A 16,419-nucleotide genomic window follows, 5' to 3' on the forward strand; every position below is an offset into this window, starting at 1 on the left:
TTGCGCGGGGTGCGGTGGGGTGCATGCAGGCCGCGAAGCGCCCGCAGCGCGGGACCCATCGCGGGGCCCCGCGCCGCGGCAGAGCCGCGCTTGATTCCCATGTGCCACAAATGCGCCACCGCGGCGAGATCGAGGCGTCTCGGGGAGGCCGCAGTGTGGCTGCATAGGCCACTGGGACAGAAAGGTGGGGCGGGGTGGGGCAGGTCGGGCTTGAACCGACGACCGACGGATTATGAGTCCGCTGCTCTGACCGACTGAGCTACTGCCCCCAGTGCGCGGCGGCATGGCCGGCGCCACCGGGCGCTGCGAGGATATCGCGCCCGGCGCCGGCCCCTTGACAGGCGGCTCATGGCGTCGGCCTGCGGTCGCCACAGGCGCCCCTCCGACGGTGGTGCTCTCCCGATCCCGACCAAGGAGCACCGTGAAGATCGGTGCCACCACCTGACGAGGCGCCGGGCGGGGAGGTGCCGCGGGGGCCCTGCGGCACACCCCCGGGGCCGTGGGTGCGACGCCCTCGACGACATGAGTGGTAATGGTGGTGTCGATGTGAAGATTGGTGTTCAATGGGGCGCAGCACGGCAGCACCCCGGCACCCGCCGGGGCGCACGCGTTCCAGGACCATCCGGTTGGCCGGGTGTGCAGAGGTCGTTGGGGAAGACGTCCCTCGCACACAAGGAGGACCGGATGTCTGTCGCGATGCCGCGTGTCATGACGCGCGGGGTGGTGTTCATTCACTCCACCCCGAAGGCGTTGTGCCCGCATATCGTCTGGGCCCTCGAGTCCGTGCTCGGGCAGCGGCTCAGCCTCGAGTGGACCCCTCAACCTGCCGGTGCCGCGCTGGTGCGCGCAGAGTTCTCGTGGACCGGCGAAGCCGGCACCGGCGCCAAGATCGCCTCGACGCTGCGCGGCTGGGACAACCTGCGCTACGAGGTGACCGAAGAGCCGAGTGCCGGCAGCGATGGCGCACGCTGGTCCCACACTCCCAGCCTCGGCATCCACCACACGCTGACGTCCTCCTCCGGTGACGCCATGGTCAACGAGGACCGCCTCCGTGAGGTCCTGCGGCTCAGCCAGGGGTCGCCGGAGGCGATGGCGGAGATGCTCGACGAGCTGCTCGGCGTGGAGTGGGACCTCGAGCTCGAGCCCTTCCGGTATGCCGGCGACGGGGCGCCCGTGCGCTGGCTCCACAAGGTGGGGTGAGCCTGCCCAGATCGGGCTGAACTTCGCGATCATGGACATCTCGGGTAGCGTGGCGCGCCGATCGGACTGACCCGGGAGGTATGTGTGTCCACCCTCGTCGTCCTGGCCCTCGTCGCTGCCGCCGTCGGCGCGCTGGGATTCCTGCTCACGAAGCACGGCGGCCATGGCCGCCGCCGTCACGGCGGCGGCTCGCCCGTGGTGCCGCGCGCCCTCGTCACCGCTGTCCCGCTCGTGGCCGCGACAGCCATCCTCTGGCCGTTCCGCGACCACACCGAGCTCCTGCTCGCGACCCTCGGCCTGTGGTGGGCGGGTGTGCCCTGGCTGGCGTTCACCGGCCGGCTGTCGGCCTGGGGGCATGCCGTCTGGACCCTCGCCACCAACGGCGGGGCAGCCGGCCTCGTCTACATCGCGTGGCTGATCACCAGCACCGGGCTCTCGGTTCCCGCGGCGCTCGGCTGCTGGGCCCTGTGGGCCGTGGTGGCTGCTGCCTTCGTGCTGTTCGCGGTGTGGACGCGGCGGGCCGCCTCCGCCGTGAGCGTGGGCGCCGCTGAGACCAGCCCCACCGACGGTGCACCGACCGGGGGGAGGGCCGCACTGCGCGAGCGTCGCGACCTCACCACGCCCCGACCTGCGTTCTCGGCCGCCTGGGTGGCGGGAGCGGCGGCTGCGGTCGCCCTGGCCCTCGTGCTGCAGCCCAGCGCTCCCACGGCACCCGCCGCGTCTGCAGGCGCCACCCCCGCGACGCCATCCGGGCCGACCGACGCCACCTCGGCGCCGCGGCGACCGGCCCCGAGCGTGCCCTCGGCCGAGGCCACGGCGCCGACCACCGCGGCGACAGCTGTCGCCCGGTCGGAGGCGCCCACCCGGCCGCCGAGCTCGACGTCGGTCGCGCGTGGTGGCACCCGCACGACCACCACGGCAGGACCGAGGCCCCCCAAGCCGTCGAAGACGACGAGCACGGCGTCACCGACGACCAGCAGCCTGTTCACGATCACGATTGGTCCGACCCGCAAGAAGCCGCGGCCGTCGGCAACCAAGACGACCGACGACGACTGATCCGCGCCGGCCTGCCCGGAGCGCGGGCGGGGCGTCCGTCAGGAGTAGGACGGCTCGCGCAGGGGCCCACCCGCCACCTTGCTGGTGAGGAGCTCGAGCCCCTGCGGGGGCACGAGCTCCATCGGCAGGGCCATGACCAGGTCGTTCGCCGACCTGATCACCAGGACGTCGCCGATGCGCGCCACCCGCGTGATGGAGGCGTAGGGGATCTCGTAGCTCATGCCCGGAGTCGTCACCCTCAGCGCCCGGGGGCCGAACGAGCTGGTCAGCAGGGCCCCGGCGGGCGTCTGCCTGGCGACCTGCGAGCGGACCCGCACGAGGGTCGAGCACTCCCAGGCGAGGTACGACACCACCGCCATCAGCGCGAAGACACTGAGGCAGATCAGCGCGAGGTCGTCGCGGACCACCGGGGCGTCGCGGTGGCGTGAGGTGAGGTAGAAGCAGAGCATGCCGGCAGCGAGCAGGCCCACGTTGACGGCCAGCGACCGCCATGCCCTCGGGTCACGGCGGGAGAACGACCACAGGGCGGATGAGAGCCGCCCAGGCAGAGACCTGTCTGCGAAGTAGCGGTTGACCCCCGACCCGGCACTCCAGGCAACGCTCACGGAAACCTCCCCCTACAGCGAGCGCGCCCACGCTAGGGGAGCGGGGAAATGTGCTGGCGCAAAAACGCCGGAGGGTCACCCAAACGGGTGACCCTCCGTCCTGCGGCCGTTGCCGATTGCCTGTGTTTACACGCTCTTGAAGGTCAGCGCGACGTTGTGGCCGCCGAAGCCGAACGAGTTGTTGAGGGCAGCGATGTCACCCTCGGGGAGCTTGCGTGCCTCCCCGCTGACCACGTCGAGGCGGATCTCCGGGTCGAAGGTGTCGAGGTTGATGGTCGCGGGTGCGACCCGGTGGTGCAGGGCGAGGACGGTCAGGACCCCCTCCAGCGCCCCGGCCGCGCCGAGGAGGTGGCCGGTCATCGACTTCGTGGCGCTGACCGGCATACCGTCGGCGGCATCGCCGAAGGCTCGGCGGATCGCGTTCGACTCCGCGACGTCGCCCACCGGCGTGGAGGTGGCGTGGGCGTTGATGTGCACGATGTCCGAGGGCGTCAGACCGGCTCGCTCGACCGCCTCCACCATCGCCCGTGAGGCGCCTGCCCCCTCGGGCTCGGGAGCGGCGATGTGGTGGGAGTCGGCCGACATCCCGACCGCAGCGATCTCGGCGTAGATCTTGGCGCCGCGGGCCCGCGCGTGCTCCTCGCTCTCGAGGACGATGACGGCGGCCCCCTCGCCGAGCACGAAGCCGTCACGGCCCGTGTCGTAGGGGCGTGAGGCGCGCTCGGGGTCGTCGTTGCGCTTGGACAGGGCCTGCATGGCGGCAAAGCCGGCGAACGGCAGCGGGTGGACCGCGGCCTCGGTCCCGCCCGCGACGACGACGTCGGCGCGACCGGCACGGATCATCTCCAGGGCGAAGCCCATCGCCTCCGCGCCCGAGGCGCAGGCGGACACGGTCGCGTGCGCGCCGGCACGCGCTCCCAGCTCGAGCGAGACGTTGCCGGCCGGGCTGTTGGCCATAAGCATCGGGACCGCGAGCGGGAAGACCCGGCGGGGGCCCTTCTCGCGCAGGTTGTCCCACTGGTCGAGCAGCGTCCAGACGCCTCCGATGCCAGTGCCGATGGCCACGCCGAGGCGCTCCGGCTCGACTTCGGGGGAGCCGGCGTCGGCCCACGCCTCGCGCGAGGCGATCATGGCGTACTGGGCGGACGGGTCCAGCCGGCGCGTCTCGACCTTGGTGAGGACGTCCTCGGGCGGGGTCTTGATGGTGGCTGCGAAGGTCACCGGGAGGTCGTACTTCTCGACCCAGTCGAAGGTCATGGGACGGGCACCGGAGCGGCCCGCGAGGATCGCGTCCCAGGTCTCGGCCACGGTCCCACCCACGGGGGTGGTGGCTCCGAGGCCGGTGACGACGACGCGTCGGGTGGCGGTCATGGACGGATCTGCTCCTTCGTGAGGTGGGTCGTCGGGCCGGTGCCGGCGCCGGGCCCGGGGGCTGGGCCCCCGACCCGGCGCCCGCGCGGCGTCAGCTCTGGTTCTTGGCGATGAAGCCGACGGCGTCGCCCACGGTCTTGAGGTTCTTGACCTCATCGTCGGGGATGCGCACGCCGAAGCGCTCCTCGGCGTTGACGACGATCGTCATCATCGACAGCGAGTCGATGTCGAGGTCGTCGGTGAAGGACTTGTCGGGCTGCACCGAGTCGGTGGCCAGGCCGGTCTCCTCGTTGACGATCTCGGCCAGACCCTCGAGGATCTCCTGCTCGCTCTGTGCCATCTGTGTCGCTCCTTGGTGGGTGGGATGGTGCGGTGGACTGGCCCGATTACCCGTCAGACCGGCGGGAGCTCTCTCAGGGCAGGACGACGACCTGCGCCGCGTAGACGAGGCCGGCGCCGAAGCCGATCTGCAGGGCCAGCCCGCCGTGCGGCGCCTCGCCCTCGCGCAGCAGGCGCTCGGTGGCCAGCGGCACCGAGGCGGCGGACGTGTTGGCGGTCTCGGCGATGTCGCGGGCGACGGCGATGTCCTCCGGCAGCTTCAGCTGCTTGACCATCGCGTCGATGATCCGCATGTTGGCCTGGTGCGGGATGAAGGCGTCGAGGTCCTCGGCCCGCACCCCCGCGGCGTCGAGCGCCTTCTGCGCCACCGGCGCCATGCCCCACACGGCCCAGCGGAAGACCGACTGCCCGGCCATCCCGATCGCCGGCGAGCCGACCCCTCCGGCCTCCTTCAGCTCGACCCAGCTGTCGCGCTGCGAGATGGTGCGCCACTGGGAGCCGTCGGAGCCCCAGATGGTGGGGCCGATGCCCGGGGTCTCCGAGGGGCCCACGATCGCGGCGCCGGCGCCGTCGCCGAAGATGAACGCGGTGCCGCGGTCGGTGGGGTCGGTGAAGTCCGAGAGCTTCTCGACCCCGACGACGAGGACGTGCTGCGCGCTGCCGCCACGCACCATGTCGTTGGCGAGCGCGATGCCGTGGCAGTACCCGGCGCAGGCGGCGGAGATGTCGAACGCCGCCCCCTGGATGCCGAGGCGGTCCGCGAGGATCGGTGCGGCCGCGGGGGTCTGGTACGGGTGGGTGACGGTCGCGAGGACCACGGCGTCCACCTGTGCGGCCTCGAGCCCGGAGGCCTCGAGGGCCTGCCGGGTGGCGTGCTCGGCCATGTCGACGACCGACTCGTCCTGCGCGGCGAACCGGCGGCTGATGATGCCGGACCGCTCGCGGATCCACTCGTCGGAGGAGTCGATCAGGTCGACGATCTCGGAGTTGGGCACGACGCGCTCGGGGCGGTAGCCGCCGACGCCGAGGATGCGGGCATGACGCGCGCCGCTCGGCTCGAGCAGGGTGCCGGTGCCCTTGGGGGAGGGAGTGCTCATGGTTTCAGGCCTTCTGGTCGTCAGAGGTGGATGCCGCGGCGGCAGCGGCGCGGCCGTGCTCGCGAACCATCCGCTGGGCCGCCTCGAGGTCGTCAGGCGTCTTCAGCGCGAGGGTCTCCACGCCCGGCATGCCGCGCTTGGCCAGCCCGACCAGGGTGCCGGAGGGCGGCAGCTCGATCATCCCGGTGACGCCGAGGTCGAGCAGCCGCTGCATGCAGAGGTCCCAGCGCACGGGGTTGCTGACCTGGCTCACCAGTCGGGCCAGCACCTCGGCGCCGTCCTGCAGGACCTCGCCGTCCGCGTTGGAGACCAGCGGGATGGCCGGGCGTGCCGTGGCGAAACCACGCGCCTGAGCTGCGAGCGCGTCCACGGCAGGCGCCATGTGGTGCGTGTGGAAGGCCCCGGCCACCTGGAGGGGGATCACCCGCGCCCTCGCCGGGGGCTCGGCCGCGAGCGCGGCGAGCTGCTCGAGCGTGCCGGCCGCGACGACCTGACCCGCCCCGTTGGCGTTCGCCGCGGTGAGGCCGTGCCGCTCCAGCGCCTGCGCGACCTCGGCGGGGTCGCCGCCGAGCACCGCGCTCATGCCGGTGGGGGTGGCCGCGCTCGCGGCGGCCATGCCGGTGCCGCGCTCGCGGACGAACGCCATCGCGTCGGTCTCGGAGAGCGCCGCCGCGACGGCCGCGGCCGTGATCTCGCCGACGGAGTGGCCGGCGCCCACGCCGACGTGGTCGGCGAGGTCACCGTCCGGCAGCAGGGTGACCACGGAGGCGAGGCCCGCACCGACGATCAGCGGCTGGGCGACCGCGGTGTCCTTGATGGTCTCGGCGTCCGAGGTCGTGCCGTGGGCGACCAGGTCGAGTCCCGCGCCCTCGGCCAGCGACTCGAGTCGCTCCCGGAAGGCCGGCAGCTCCATCCAGGGCGCCAGGAATCCGGGGGTCTGTGAGCCCTGTCCAGGGCAGACGATCGCGAGCACGTCACCAGCCTCCCGTCCCGGTCGTGACGCTACCGTGACCGAAGGCCACGAACATCTCGAAGCGTCGTTGGAGGGTTCCTACAAAAAGCGGGTGCCGTCGGGCGGCGGCGCCACCCGCGCCGCCCGGTGGGGCGGGGTGGCCAGGCGTCCGAGCGCGAGGGCGATGCGCACCGTGTGGGCGTCATGGGGGTCGGTGAGGTCGTACCCGATGGCGTCGGCGATCTTGCCCAGGCGGTAGCGGACCGTGTTGGGGTGCACGAAGAGGATCCTGGCGGTGCTCTCCAGCCCGCTGCCGCTCTCGAGGTACGCGGCGGCCGTCTGCAGCAGGTTCGCGCCCCCGCTGTCCGACAGCGGTCGGACGATCCGCTCGACGAGCAGCACGCGGGCAGCCTGGTCGCCGACGAGGACGCGCTCCGCGAGCAGGTCGTCGGCCGAGACCGGCCGCGGAGCCTCCGGCCAGGCGTGGGCACACGACTGGCCCGAGAGCGCGGCCCGCGCCGAGCGTCCGGCGGCGAAGAGGTGCGGCACGGTGGGCCCCACGACGACCGCGCCCTCGCCGAAGTGGTCACCGAGCTCGCGCGCTGCGGCGAGGGGGTCCTCGACGTTGCCGAGGATGCACACGAGCCGTCGCCCCTGCACCGCGGCCAGCGAGTCGACGCCCAGCCGGGCCGCGGAGCGGCGCAGCCCGTCGACCACCCCCTCGGAGCCGCCCTGCGGGGTGCTGCCGGCGACCACCGCGACCCGGGTCGTGCTGCCCCACCCGAGGGCGCTCGCCCGGGACTGCATCGAGTCGTCGGCCTCGCCGCGCAGGACGGCATCGACGACCAGGCCCTCGAGCCGGGCGTCCCACGCGCCCCGGGCCTCGGCCGCCTGCGCGTAGACCTCGGCCGCCGCGAAGGCGATCTCGCGGCTGTACCGCAGCACCGACTCGCGCAGCGCCTGCTCCCCGCCGGGCTCGGCGAGCTCCGCGGCGTGTTCCTCGACGGTGTCGACCACCGAGCGGACGAGGTCGAGGGTCTGCTTGAGGCTGACCGAGCGGGTCAGCTCCCGAGGTGCCGTGCCGAAGACGTTGGCCGTCACGGGCTGCTGCCCGCCGCCGTCCCGCAGCCATGCGATGAACGCGGCGATGCCCGCCTGTGCGACCAGCCCGACCCAGGAGCGGTCCTCGGCCGAGAGGGCGCGGTACCAGTCGTGCCCGGACTCCATCCGGCGGATCGCGGCGCTCGAGAGGTCGCCGCTGCTGCGCTCGACCCGGCGCAGCGTGGCGGCGGAGGTGTGGGCTCGCCCGGACGGCATACCGACACTCTATTTGTATGCCGCCCACAACGGGCGGCATGGGGCACCTCACCGGCCGCGCCGGGGCGGGGCTGGGTGAGCAGTCGTGCAGGGGACCTCGCCCGGTGGTGGAAGGGGTCGGGGAAGGGACCGGTGGTGTTCACCCGACCGCCACCGCGAGGACGGCCGAACCATGACAAATCCTCCTAGCGTCACCGCCATGACCCGAATCCTGACCGTGCTCGCCGTGACCGCCGCGCTGGGCTTCTCGGCTCCCGCCCACCTGGCCGCCAGTGCGGCTCCCGCCACCCGGCCGGCCCCGGCCACGGTGCAGACCCAGATGGACCGCCCGCTCGTCGTCGGGCACCGCGGTGCCTCCGGGTACCGCCCGGAGCACACACTCGCGTCCTACGAGCTCGCGGCCCGGATGGGCGCCGACTTCATCGAGCCAGACCTCGTCTCCACCAAGGACCACGTGCTCGTCGCGCGACACGAGAACGAGATCTCCGGCACCACCGACGTCGCGAGTCGCCCCGAGTTCGCGGGCCGCCGCGCCACGAAGACGATCGACGGCAAGGCGCTCACCGGCTGGTTCACCGAGGACTTCACGCTCGCGGAGCTGAAGACCCTGCGCGCCGTCGAGCGCCTGCCGCAGGTGCGCCAGGAGAACACGATGTACGACGGCCGCTACGAGGTGCCGACGTTCGGCGAGGTGCTGCGCCTGCGCGAGCGCCTCAGCCGCGAGCTGCGGCGCCCCGTCGGCGTCTACCCGGAGACCAAGCACTCCACCTACTTCGCCTCGATCGACCTCGACCTCGAGACCCCGCTGGTGCGCCAGGTGCGCGGGGCCGGCCTGGACCGCTCGAAGGCGCCGATCTTCATCCAGTCGTTCGAGCTGACCAACCTGCAGCGCATGCGGCAGGTGGACGGCGTGCGCGCCCCGCTCGTCCTCCTCACCAGCGCCACCGGTGCGCCCCACGACCTGGTCGCCAAGGGCGACCCCCGCACCTACGCCGACCTGCTCCGGCCGCAGAGCCTGCGCTCGCTCGCGAAGTGGCTCAACGGCGTCGGGCCGGAGAAGAACCAGGTGATCCCGCGCCGCAGCGACGGCACCCTGGGCCAGCCGACCAGCCTCGTGGCCGACGCGCACGCCGCCGGACTGAAGGTGCACCCCTACACGTTCCGCAACGAGAACCAGTTCCTGCCCGCCGACTTCCGCGTCGGCACCGACCCCAACGCCTACGGCAAGGCGGTGAACGAGCAGGTGACCTTCCTGCGCACAGGGATCGACGGGCTGTTCACCGACAACCCCGACACCGGCGTCGTCGCCCGCGACGAGTTCCTCGGCGAGGGCTGACCCACGGGGTGACGGTGCGCTGGCCCATGGTGTGGGCCACGGCGTGCTGGGCTACGCGTCGCGCCAGGAGTGCCGCGGCTCGTAGCCCAGCACCCGGCGGGCCTTGTCGATGCACAGCAGCGTCTCGTGCTCGCCGAGCTCGCGGCGCACCTCGACCTCGGGGAAGACCTCGGCCATCAGCTCGGCGCTCGGGCGGCTCATCACCGTGTCGGCGTTCGCGATGACGAAGACGTCGGCCCCGGTGGCGTCGTGCTCGAGGCCCAGCCGCACGGCCTGCGCCCCGTCGCGGGCGTCGATGTATCCCCAGAGGTTCCACCTGCGCAGGTGCGGGTCGCGGTCGAAGTCCGGGAACCGTTGGTAGTCCTGCGGGTCCATGACGTTGGAGAACCTCAGCCCGACCATCTTGAGCCGCGGGTCCCAGCGGCAGAACTGGCGCGCCATCTCCTCCTCGAGCGTCTTGCCCAGCGAGTAGGTCGACTCCGGGCGCGGGTGGTACTCCTCGTCGACCGGCACGTACGGCGGCGGGGTGTCGAACGGCAGGCCGAGCACCGTCTCGCTGCTGGCCCAGACGACGTTGCGGACGCCGGCCGCCCGGCACGCCGCGAAGACGTTGTGGGTCGAGGGCACGTTGTTGGCGAACGTGGTCGCGTTGGGCACCAGGCCCGGGGCCCGGATCGCGGCAAGGTGCACGACCGCGTCCACGGGGCCGTGCTCGTCGACGCCACCGGTCAGCGCGGGAAGGACCTGGCCGTAGTCGGTGAGGTCGACGGCCAGGAACTCTCCCTCGCCCTCCGGGTTGCGGCGGTCGATGGCCAGGACGTCCCAGCCGGTCTCACGCAGGTGGCGCACGACGGCACGGCCGAGCTGGCCTGCTGCTCCGGTGACGGCGACGCGCCCCGGCTGGTCGGGGGAGTGGGTCGACATGGACCCATCCTCGCCGCACGCTGCGCACGCGGCGCGCCGAGTGCGGACGCGGCAACGTTTGGGCGAAGGTTTCGGGAGGGGCGAAGCTTCGCCACCAGGAGAGAGGTTGGGCGAACCTTGCGCCGGGAGCACCTCGGCGGAGCGGGCCCCAGATGCGGGTATGCCGCCCGCTCGGGTGAGCGGGCGGCATACCGGTCGTGCGGGAGCGGGGTCGGTCAGGAGTCCCCGCCGGCGTTGCCGGACGTGCCGGCGGTGACGTCGAGCAGGCGGTAGCGGGACGCGGCCTCGCGGGCGAGGTTGCCGTCGACCTCGCCGCGGTCGGCGAGCATCTGCAGCGCCCGCACGGCGACGGACGGGCCGTCGATGTGGAAGAACCGCCGCGCCGCCGGGCGGGTGTCGGAGAAGCCGAAGCCGTCCGCGCCGAGGGAGGCGAAGTCGGTCGGCACCCACGGCTGGACCTGGTCCTGGACCTGGCGCATGTAGTCCGACACCGCCACGACCGGGCCGCGGGTCTCCCGCAGCCGCTGCGTGACGTAGGGCACGCGGCGCTCCTCGTCGGGGTGGAGGAAGCGGTGCTCGTCGCAGGCCAGGCCGTCACGGCGCAGCTCGCTCCACGAGGTGACCGACCAGACGTCCGCGACGACGCCCCAGTCGTTGCGGAGCAGCTCCTGCGCCTCGAGCGCCCACGGCACCCCCACGCCGGAGGCCATCAGCTGGACGCGCGCCGGGTGCTCGCCGAGGCCCTCGCTGTTGCCGGGCGCGTAGAGGTGCATGCCGCGCAGGATGCCCTCGCGGTCGACGTGCTCGGGCTCGGCCGGCTGGCTCATCGGCTCGTTGTAGACCGTCAGGTAGTAGATGACGTTCTCCGCGTTGTCGCCGTACATGCGACGCAGGCCGTCCTCCATGATGTGGCCGATCTCGAACGCGAAGGCCGGGTCGTAGGAGACGACCGCCGGGTTCGTCGCGGCGAGCAGCGGGCTGTGGCCGTCGGCGTGTTGCAGGCCCTCGCCGGTCAGCGTGGTCCGGCCGGCCGTGGCCCCGATGAGGAAGCCGCGCGTCATCTGGTCGGCAGCGGCCCAGATGGAGTCGCCGGTGCGCTGGAAGCCGAACATCGAGTAGAAGATGTAGATCGGGACCATCGGCTCGCCGTGCGTCGCGTAGGACGTGCCGGCGGCGGTGAAGGCCGCCAGCGAGCCTGCCTCGTTGATGCCGAGGTGCAGGATCTGACCCTGCTCTGACTCCTTGTAGGCGAGCATCAGCTCGGCGTCGACCGACGTGTAGTGCTGCCCGTGCGGGTTGTAGATCTTGATCGTCGGGAAGAAGGAGTCCATCCCGAACGTCCGCGCCTCGTCGGGGATGATCGGCACCACCCGCTTGCCGAACTCCTTGTCGCGCATGAGCTCCTTGAGCAGCCGCACGAACGCCATGGTCGTCGCGACCTGCTGCTTGCCGGTGCCCTTCTTCACCACGGCGTAGGACGACGGGTCCGGCAGGTGCAGCGGCTTGTGGTCCACGACGCGCCGGGGCAGCGAGCCACCGAGCTTCTGGCGGCGCTCCTTGAGGTAGGCGATGGCCGGGTCGTCGTCGCCGGGGTGGAAGTACGGCGGGCGGTACGGGTCGGCCTCGAGCTGTTCGTCGCTGATCGGGAGCTTGAGGCTGTCGCGCAGGCCCTTGAGGTCGTCCAGGGTCAGCTTCTTCATCTGGTGGGTCGCGTTGCGCCCGGCGAAGTGGCTGCCCAGGCCGTAGCCCTTGATGGTCTTCGCGAGGATGACCGTCGGCTGGCCGGTGTGCTCCGTCGCGGCCTTGTACGCGGCATACACCTTGTGGTAGTCGTGCCCGCCCCGCTTGAGCTTCCACCACACCTCGTCGTCGCTCCAGTCCTTGACCATCGCGCGGGTGCGCGGGTCGCGGCCGAAGAAGTGCTCGCGCACGTAGGCGCCGTCGTTGGCCCGGAAGGTCTGGTAGTCGCCGTCGCTCGTCTGGTTCATGATGTTGACCAGGGCGCCGTCACGGTCCTGGGCGAGGAGCGGGTCCCAGCCGCGGCCCCAGACCACCTTCACGACGTTCCACCCGGCGCCGCGGAAGAACGACTCCAGCTCCTGGATGATCTTGCCGTTGCCACGCACGGGGCCGTCGAGCCGCTGCAGGTTGCAGTTGATGACGAAGGTGAGGTTGTCGAGCTCCTCACCGGCGGCGAGCTGCAGCAGGCCGCGCGACTCGGGTTCGTCCATCTCGCCGTCGCCGAGGAAGGCCCAGACGTGCTGCTGGCTGGTGTCCTTGATGCCGCGGTTGTGGAGGTACTTGTTGAACTGCGCCTGGTAGATGGCGTTCAGGGGACCGAGCCCCATCGACACGGTCGGGAACTCCCAGAAGTCCGGCATGAGGCGCGGGTGCGGGTACGAGGGGAGGGCGAGCGGCTTCCCGTCGACGAGGTGGCTCTTCTCCTGGCGGAAGCCGTCGAGCTGCGCCTCGGTGAGCCGGCCCTCGAGGAAGGCGCGGGCGTACATGCCGGGGGACGCATGGCCCTGGAAGAAGACCTGGTCGCCGCCGCCCTCGTGGTCCTTGCCCCGCCAGAAGTGGTTGAAGCCCACCTCGTAGAGCGTGGCCGCCGAGGCGTACGTCGAGATGTGGCCGCCGACCGAGATGTCCGGGCGCTGCGCCCGGTGCACCATGACCGCGGCGTTCCAGCGCAGCCAGGCGCGGTAGCGGCGCTCGACCTCCTCGTCGCCGGGGAACCACGGCTCGCGCTCCGGGGGGATGGTGTTGATGTAGTCGGTCGCCGTCAGCGAGGGGACCCCGAGGTTCTGCTCGCGGGCGCGCTGGATCAGCTTGAGCATGAGGTAGCGCGCGCGGGTGCGACCGCCCTCGTCGATGGCGCCATCGAGGGAGTCAAGCCACTCCTGGGTCTCCTCCGGGTCGATGTCGGGGAGCTGGCTCGGGAGGCCGTTGAGGATGGGCCCGGCCTGATCGCGTGCGGCCACGTCGAAGGTCCTTTCTCAGGTGGTGGCCGCAGGTGTGCCGGCGACCACATCCATCTTCCCCCGAAACGAGGTGCAGGTCACAACCGGGTCCGGCTACCTCCCAGTATGCGGCGACCCCGCCGTGAGGACGGTCACGGTCGGAGCGCCGGCCCCGCACGGAGGGGCCCGGGGACACGCCCGGGGCAAGCCTGCGAATTGGAACCGCGGGGGGTGTCACCGGAATACTGAGCCGCTGTATGCCTACTGCCACGATGACCCGCCCGGACGTCGCCCCGCCTCAGACGAGGCGGGCGCGTCGTCAACGCTTCCGTGGGGACATCGAGGGACTGCGCGCCGTGGCGGTGCTCCTCGTGGTGGCCTTCCACGCGGGCGTCAGCCTCGTCAGCGGCGGCTTCGTCGGCGTCGACGTGTTCTTCGTGCTCTCCGGGTTCCTCATCACCGGGCTCCTGGTCGACGAGGTCGCGCGCACCGGCACCATCTCGCTCAGCGAGTTCTACGCCCGGCGGATCCGGCGGCTGCTGCCGCTCTCGACCCTCGTGCTGGCGGCGACCGCGGTCGCCGTCTTCCTGTTCATCCCCCCGATCGACCGCAAGGGGATCGCCGCCGACCTCGTCGGGGCCGCCCTGTGGGGGGCGAACTGGCGCTTCGCGTCCGAGTCGACGCAGTACATGGCCGACACCGACAAGAGCCCCGTCCTGCACTTCTGGTCGCTGAGCGTGGAGGAGCAGTTCTACGTCGTCTGGCCCCTCCTGCTGCTGCTCCTCGCGGGGCGCTCCGGGCTGGCCAAGCGCGCCTGGTCCGTGGTGTTCCGCCGCATCGGCCTGACCCTCGGCGTCGTCGTCGTGGCCTCGCTCGTCGTGTCGTGGCAGCTCTCCGGGAGCGGCAGCCCGTTCGCCTACTTCGGCCTGCACACCCGGGCCTGGGAGCTCGGCATCGGCGCGGCACTCGCCCTGGCCCGTCCCGTCCTGCCACTGCTGACCCGCCGCGCCGCGTGGGCCCTGTCGCTGACGGGGCTCGGCGCGATCGTCGCGTCGGCGCTGCTGATGGACGAGAGCACACCGTTCCCCGGCACCGCGGCGCTCGTGCCGGTGCTCGGCACCGCGGCGCTCATTGCCGCGGGCGCCCGCCTGCCGGACGAGGGGGTCTCCCGGGCGCTGTCGCACCCCGTTCCGCGCTACATCGGCCGGGTCTCGTACGCGTGGTACCTCTGGCACTGGCCGGTGCTCGTCATCGCGAACGCGCGCTTCGGTGCGGCCTCCACCGGTGTCGCCGCCGACGGCACGTCCGCGGCCACCCACGCGAGCTGGCCGGTCGTCCTCGCGGCCGTCGCCCTCTCCTTCGGTCTCGCGGTCGCGAGCCACTACCTCGTCGAGCAGCCCATGCGGCAGGCGAGCGCGCTGAAGGCGTCGCGACGCCGCTCGATGCAGTTCGGCGGTGCCCTCGTCGCGGCCTCGCTCATCGGGGCCGGCGGTCTCACCGTCGCCGGCGCCGCGGGCCAGGGCGCGGGTGAGCAGGCCCGCCAGGACACACCCCAGATCCTCAAGGAGTGCAACAACGGCGTGCAGACCGTGAAGGTCCCGCCGGCGGAGGACTGCCGTCTGGGCCCGGTGAACGGCAAGCGGAAGGTCGCCCTGATCGGAGACTCGCACTCCCAGCACTGGCAGCCCGCGCTGAAGAGGCTCGCGGAGGAGCGCGGGTGGACCGTCTACGTCTTCATGAAGAACTCCTGCACGGTCAGCGACGTGCCGATCTGGATCAAGCAGAACAAGGCCGAGTACACCGCGTGCGCGGACTGGCGCTCGCAGATGCTCGACCGGGTGGGCTCGATCGAGGACCTCGACGCCGTCGTGGTCGGCCGCTGGATGGACTACCGCAGCCTGGCGCTGAACCCGGACGGCAGCCGCACCACCCCCGAGACCGTGGGCGCGGTCTGGAAGGAGGGCTCGGCCCGGAGCTTCGCGAGGCTCGCGTCCGCGGCCCCGCGCATCCTCGTCATCCGTGACGTGCCCCGGCCCGATGTCGACGTCCCCGCCTGCCTGTCGAAGAACGGCAACGACGCGAGCAAGTGCGACTTCCCGCGGGCCGGCCACACGTACCTCGACGAGCCGCTCGCGAAGGCGGAGAAGGCCGCCGCGCCGAAGGCGGTGCGCTTCGTCGACCTGACCGAGCGCCTGTGCCCGGACGACACCTGCCCGGTCATGGAGGACGGCAAGGTGATCTACCGCGACAACCACCACCTGACCATGAGCTTCAGCGAGACCCTTGCGGAGCCCCTGCGGAAGGCCATCGAGGCCGCCCTGTAGCCGCTCGCCGGTGGACGGCTCGTGCGCGGCGCCGTCCCGGTGTCAGGCCAGCCCGAGCCGGTGCGCGCCGGCGTACACGGTCATCCGCGGTGGCCGCGCGAAACCGACCAGGGTCAGGCCCGCCTCGGTCGCCAGCTCCACCGCGAGCGACGAGGGCGCCGAGACCGCGACCAGCATCGGGACCCCCGCCATGACCGCCTTCTGGGTCAGCTCGAAGCTCGCGCGGCCGCTGACGACCAGGATGTGGCCGGACAGCGGGAGCCGTCCCTCCCGGGCGGCCCACCCGACCACCTTGTCGACGGCGTTGTGCCGCCCGACGTCCTCCCGGACGGCGAGGACCTCGCCCGTGGCCGTCAGCAGCCCGGCCGCGTGGAGGCCGCCGGTGCGGTCGAAGGCGCGCTGGCGCGAGCGCAGCGCCTCCGGCAGCCCCGCCACCACGGCAGGGTCGAAGACGGCGGTGTCGCGCGCCACGGCATACCTGGTGGTGGCCCGGATGGCCTCGATGCTGGTCTTCCCGCAGACCCCGCAGGCGCTCGAGGTGTAGGAGGAGCGCTCGGCACGGCTGGTGTCGAGCGCGGTGCCCGGCGCCAGGGCGATGTCGACCACGTTGAAGGTGGGGGAGCCGGTCTCGTCCTCGTCGCGGCAGTGCGTCGCCTGCCGGACCTGGGCGGCCTCTTCGAGCATCCCCTCGGTCAGCAGGAAGCCGATGGCGAGGTCGAAGTCGTCGCCGGGAGTGCGCATCGTCACCGAGACGGGTCGCCCCTCGACCCGGATCGCCAGCGGCTCCTCGACGGCGACCGTGTCCGGGCGGCTCGTCGCGCTCGCGACGGGGCCGTCGTCGGCGTCGCCCACGACGACGCGGGTGCTCGGCACCCTCTTCGTCACGCGCCCCACAGCGGCACTGTATGCCGCTGGGTGCGGCGATGCCCGATAGTGGT

Annotated in this window: 13 protein-coding genes and 1 tRNA gene; 4 read left to right on the plus strand and 10 right to left on the minus strand. The window is 72.3% G+C overall.

Going from position 1 to position 16,419, the window contains the following annotated elements; translation table 11 throughout:
* Positions 1-195: 195 nt before the first annotated feature.
* Positions 196-269 (minus strand) — tRNA-Ile (locus VIB11_RS01500).
* Positions 270-684: 415 nt separating this feature from the next.
* Between VIB11_RS01500 and VIB11_RS01505 the strand changes: the two genes are divergently transcribed.
* Together VIB11_RS01505 and VIB11_RS01510 are read left to right on the plus strand one after the other, a co-directional pair.
* Positions 685-1,200, plus strand: a complete 516-nt coding sequence (locus VIB11_RS01505) for a DUF3145 domain-containing protein (RefSeq protein WP_332027682.1) — start codon at positions 685-687, stop codon at positions 1,198-1,200.
* 84 nt (positions 1,201-1,284) lie between these two features.
* On the plus strand, positions 1,285-2,256 hold the full coding sequence (locus VIB11_RS01510) for a hypothetical protein (RefSeq protein ID WP_332027684.1): 972 nt from the start codon (positions 1,285-1,287) through the stop codon (positions 2,254-2,256).
* Positions 2,257-2,294: 38 nt separating this feature from the next.
* Here the strand turns inward: VIB11_RS01510 and VIB11_RS01515 are convergent, their stop codons facing one another.
* From VIB11_RS01515 to VIB11_RS01540, 6 genes are all read right to left on the minus strand, one after another.
* Positions 2,295-2,861 (minus strand): hypothetical protein, encoded by a 567-nt coding sequence (locus tag VIB11_RS01515; RefSeq protein WP_332027686.1) that lies wholly within the window; start codon positions 2,859-2,861, stop codon positions 2,295-2,297.
* 126 nt (positions 2,862-2,987) lie between these two features.
* Positions 2,988-4,232 carry a beta-ketoacyl-ACP synthase II gene (fabF, locus tag VIB11_RS01520; protein ID WP_332027688.1) on the minus strand — a complete coding sequence of 415 codons (1,245 nt, stop codon included), beginning with the start codon at positions 4,230-4,232 and terminating at the stop codon, positions 2,988-2,990.
* A gap of 91 nt (positions 4,233-4,323) precedes the next feature.
* A complete protein-coding gene (locus VIB11_RS01525; protein WP_332027690.1) occupies positions 4,324-4,572 on the minus strand; it encodes an acyl carrier protein in 249 nt (82 codons plus the stop codon).
* 73 nt (positions 4,573-4,645) lie between these two features.
* Positions 4,646-5,668 (minus strand): beta-ketoacyl-ACP synthase III, encoded by a 1,023-nt coding sequence (locus VIB11_RS01530; protein ID WP_332027692.1) that lies wholly within the window; start codon positions 5,666-5,668, stop codon positions 4,646-4,648.
* 4 nt (positions 5,669-5,672) lie between these two features.
* Positions 5,673-6,641: an ACP S-malonyltransferase gene (locus VIB11_RS01535; protein WP_332027694.1), complete on the minus strand. Its 969-nt coding sequence runs from the start codon at positions 6,639-6,641 to the stop codon at positions 5,673-5,675.
* Between the two features lie 78 nt (positions 6,642-6,719).
* Positions 6,720-7,937 (minus strand): helix-turn-helix domain-containing protein, encoded by a 1,218-nt coding sequence (locus VIB11_RS01540; protein WP_332027696.1) that lies wholly within the window; start codon positions 7,935-7,937, stop codon positions 6,720-6,722.
* A 199-nt stretch (positions 7,938-8,136) separates the two neighbouring features.
* Here VIB11_RS01540 and VIB11_RS01545 point away from each other — a divergent pair, with 199 nt between their 5' ends.
* Positions 8,137-9,273 (plus strand): glycerophosphodiester phosphodiesterase, encoded by a 1,137-nt coding sequence (locus VIB11_RS01545; protein ID WP_332027698.1) that lies wholly within the window; start codon positions 8,137-8,139, stop codon positions 9,271-9,273.
* Positions 9,274-9,324: 51 nt separating this feature from the next.
* Here the strand turns inward: VIB11_RS01545 and VIB11_RS01550 are convergent, their stop codons facing one another.
* Both VIB11_RS01550 and aceE read right to left on the minus strand, forming a co-directional pair.
* Positions 9,325-10,197, minus strand: coding sequence for an NAD(P)-dependent oxidoreductase (locus VIB11_RS01550; RefSeq protein ID WP_332027700.1), 873 nt, complete (start codon positions 10,195-10,197; stop codon positions 9,325-9,327).
* A gap of 215 nt (positions 10,198-10,412) precedes the next feature.
* The gene (gene aceE, locus VIB11_RS01555) at positions 10,413-13,178 is read right to left on the minus strand and encodes a pyruvate dehydrogenase (acetyl-transferring), homodimeric type (RefSeq protein WP_332027702.1); all 2,766 of its coding nucleotides are present in this window, start codon (positions 13,176-13,178) and stop codon (positions 10,413-10,415) included.
* A 251-nt stretch (positions 13,179-13,429) separates the two neighbouring features.
* On the opposite strand from aceE, the gene VIB11_RS01560 reads away from it, so the two are divergent.
* A complete protein-coding gene (locus tag VIB11_RS01560; RefSeq protein WP_332027704.1) occupies positions 13,430-15,481 on the plus strand; it encodes an acyltransferase family protein in 2,052 nt (683 codons plus the stop codon).
* A 42-nt stretch (positions 15,482-15,523) separates the two neighbouring features.
* Here the strand turns inward: VIB11_RS01560 and fdhD are convergent, their stop codons facing one another.
* Entirely contained in the window at positions 15,524-16,375 is an 852-nt protein-coding gene (gene fdhD / locus VIB11_RS01565; protein WP_332027705.1) for a formate dehydrogenase accessory sulfurtransferase FdhD, read from the minus strand.
* Between the last annotated feature and the right edge of the window lie 44 nt (positions 16,376-16,419).

The organism is Pedococcus sp. (genome assembly GCF_036554925.1).
Taxonomy (GTDB): domain Bacteria; phylum Actinomycetota; class Actinomycetes; order Actinomycetales; family Dermatophilaceae; genus Pedococcus_A.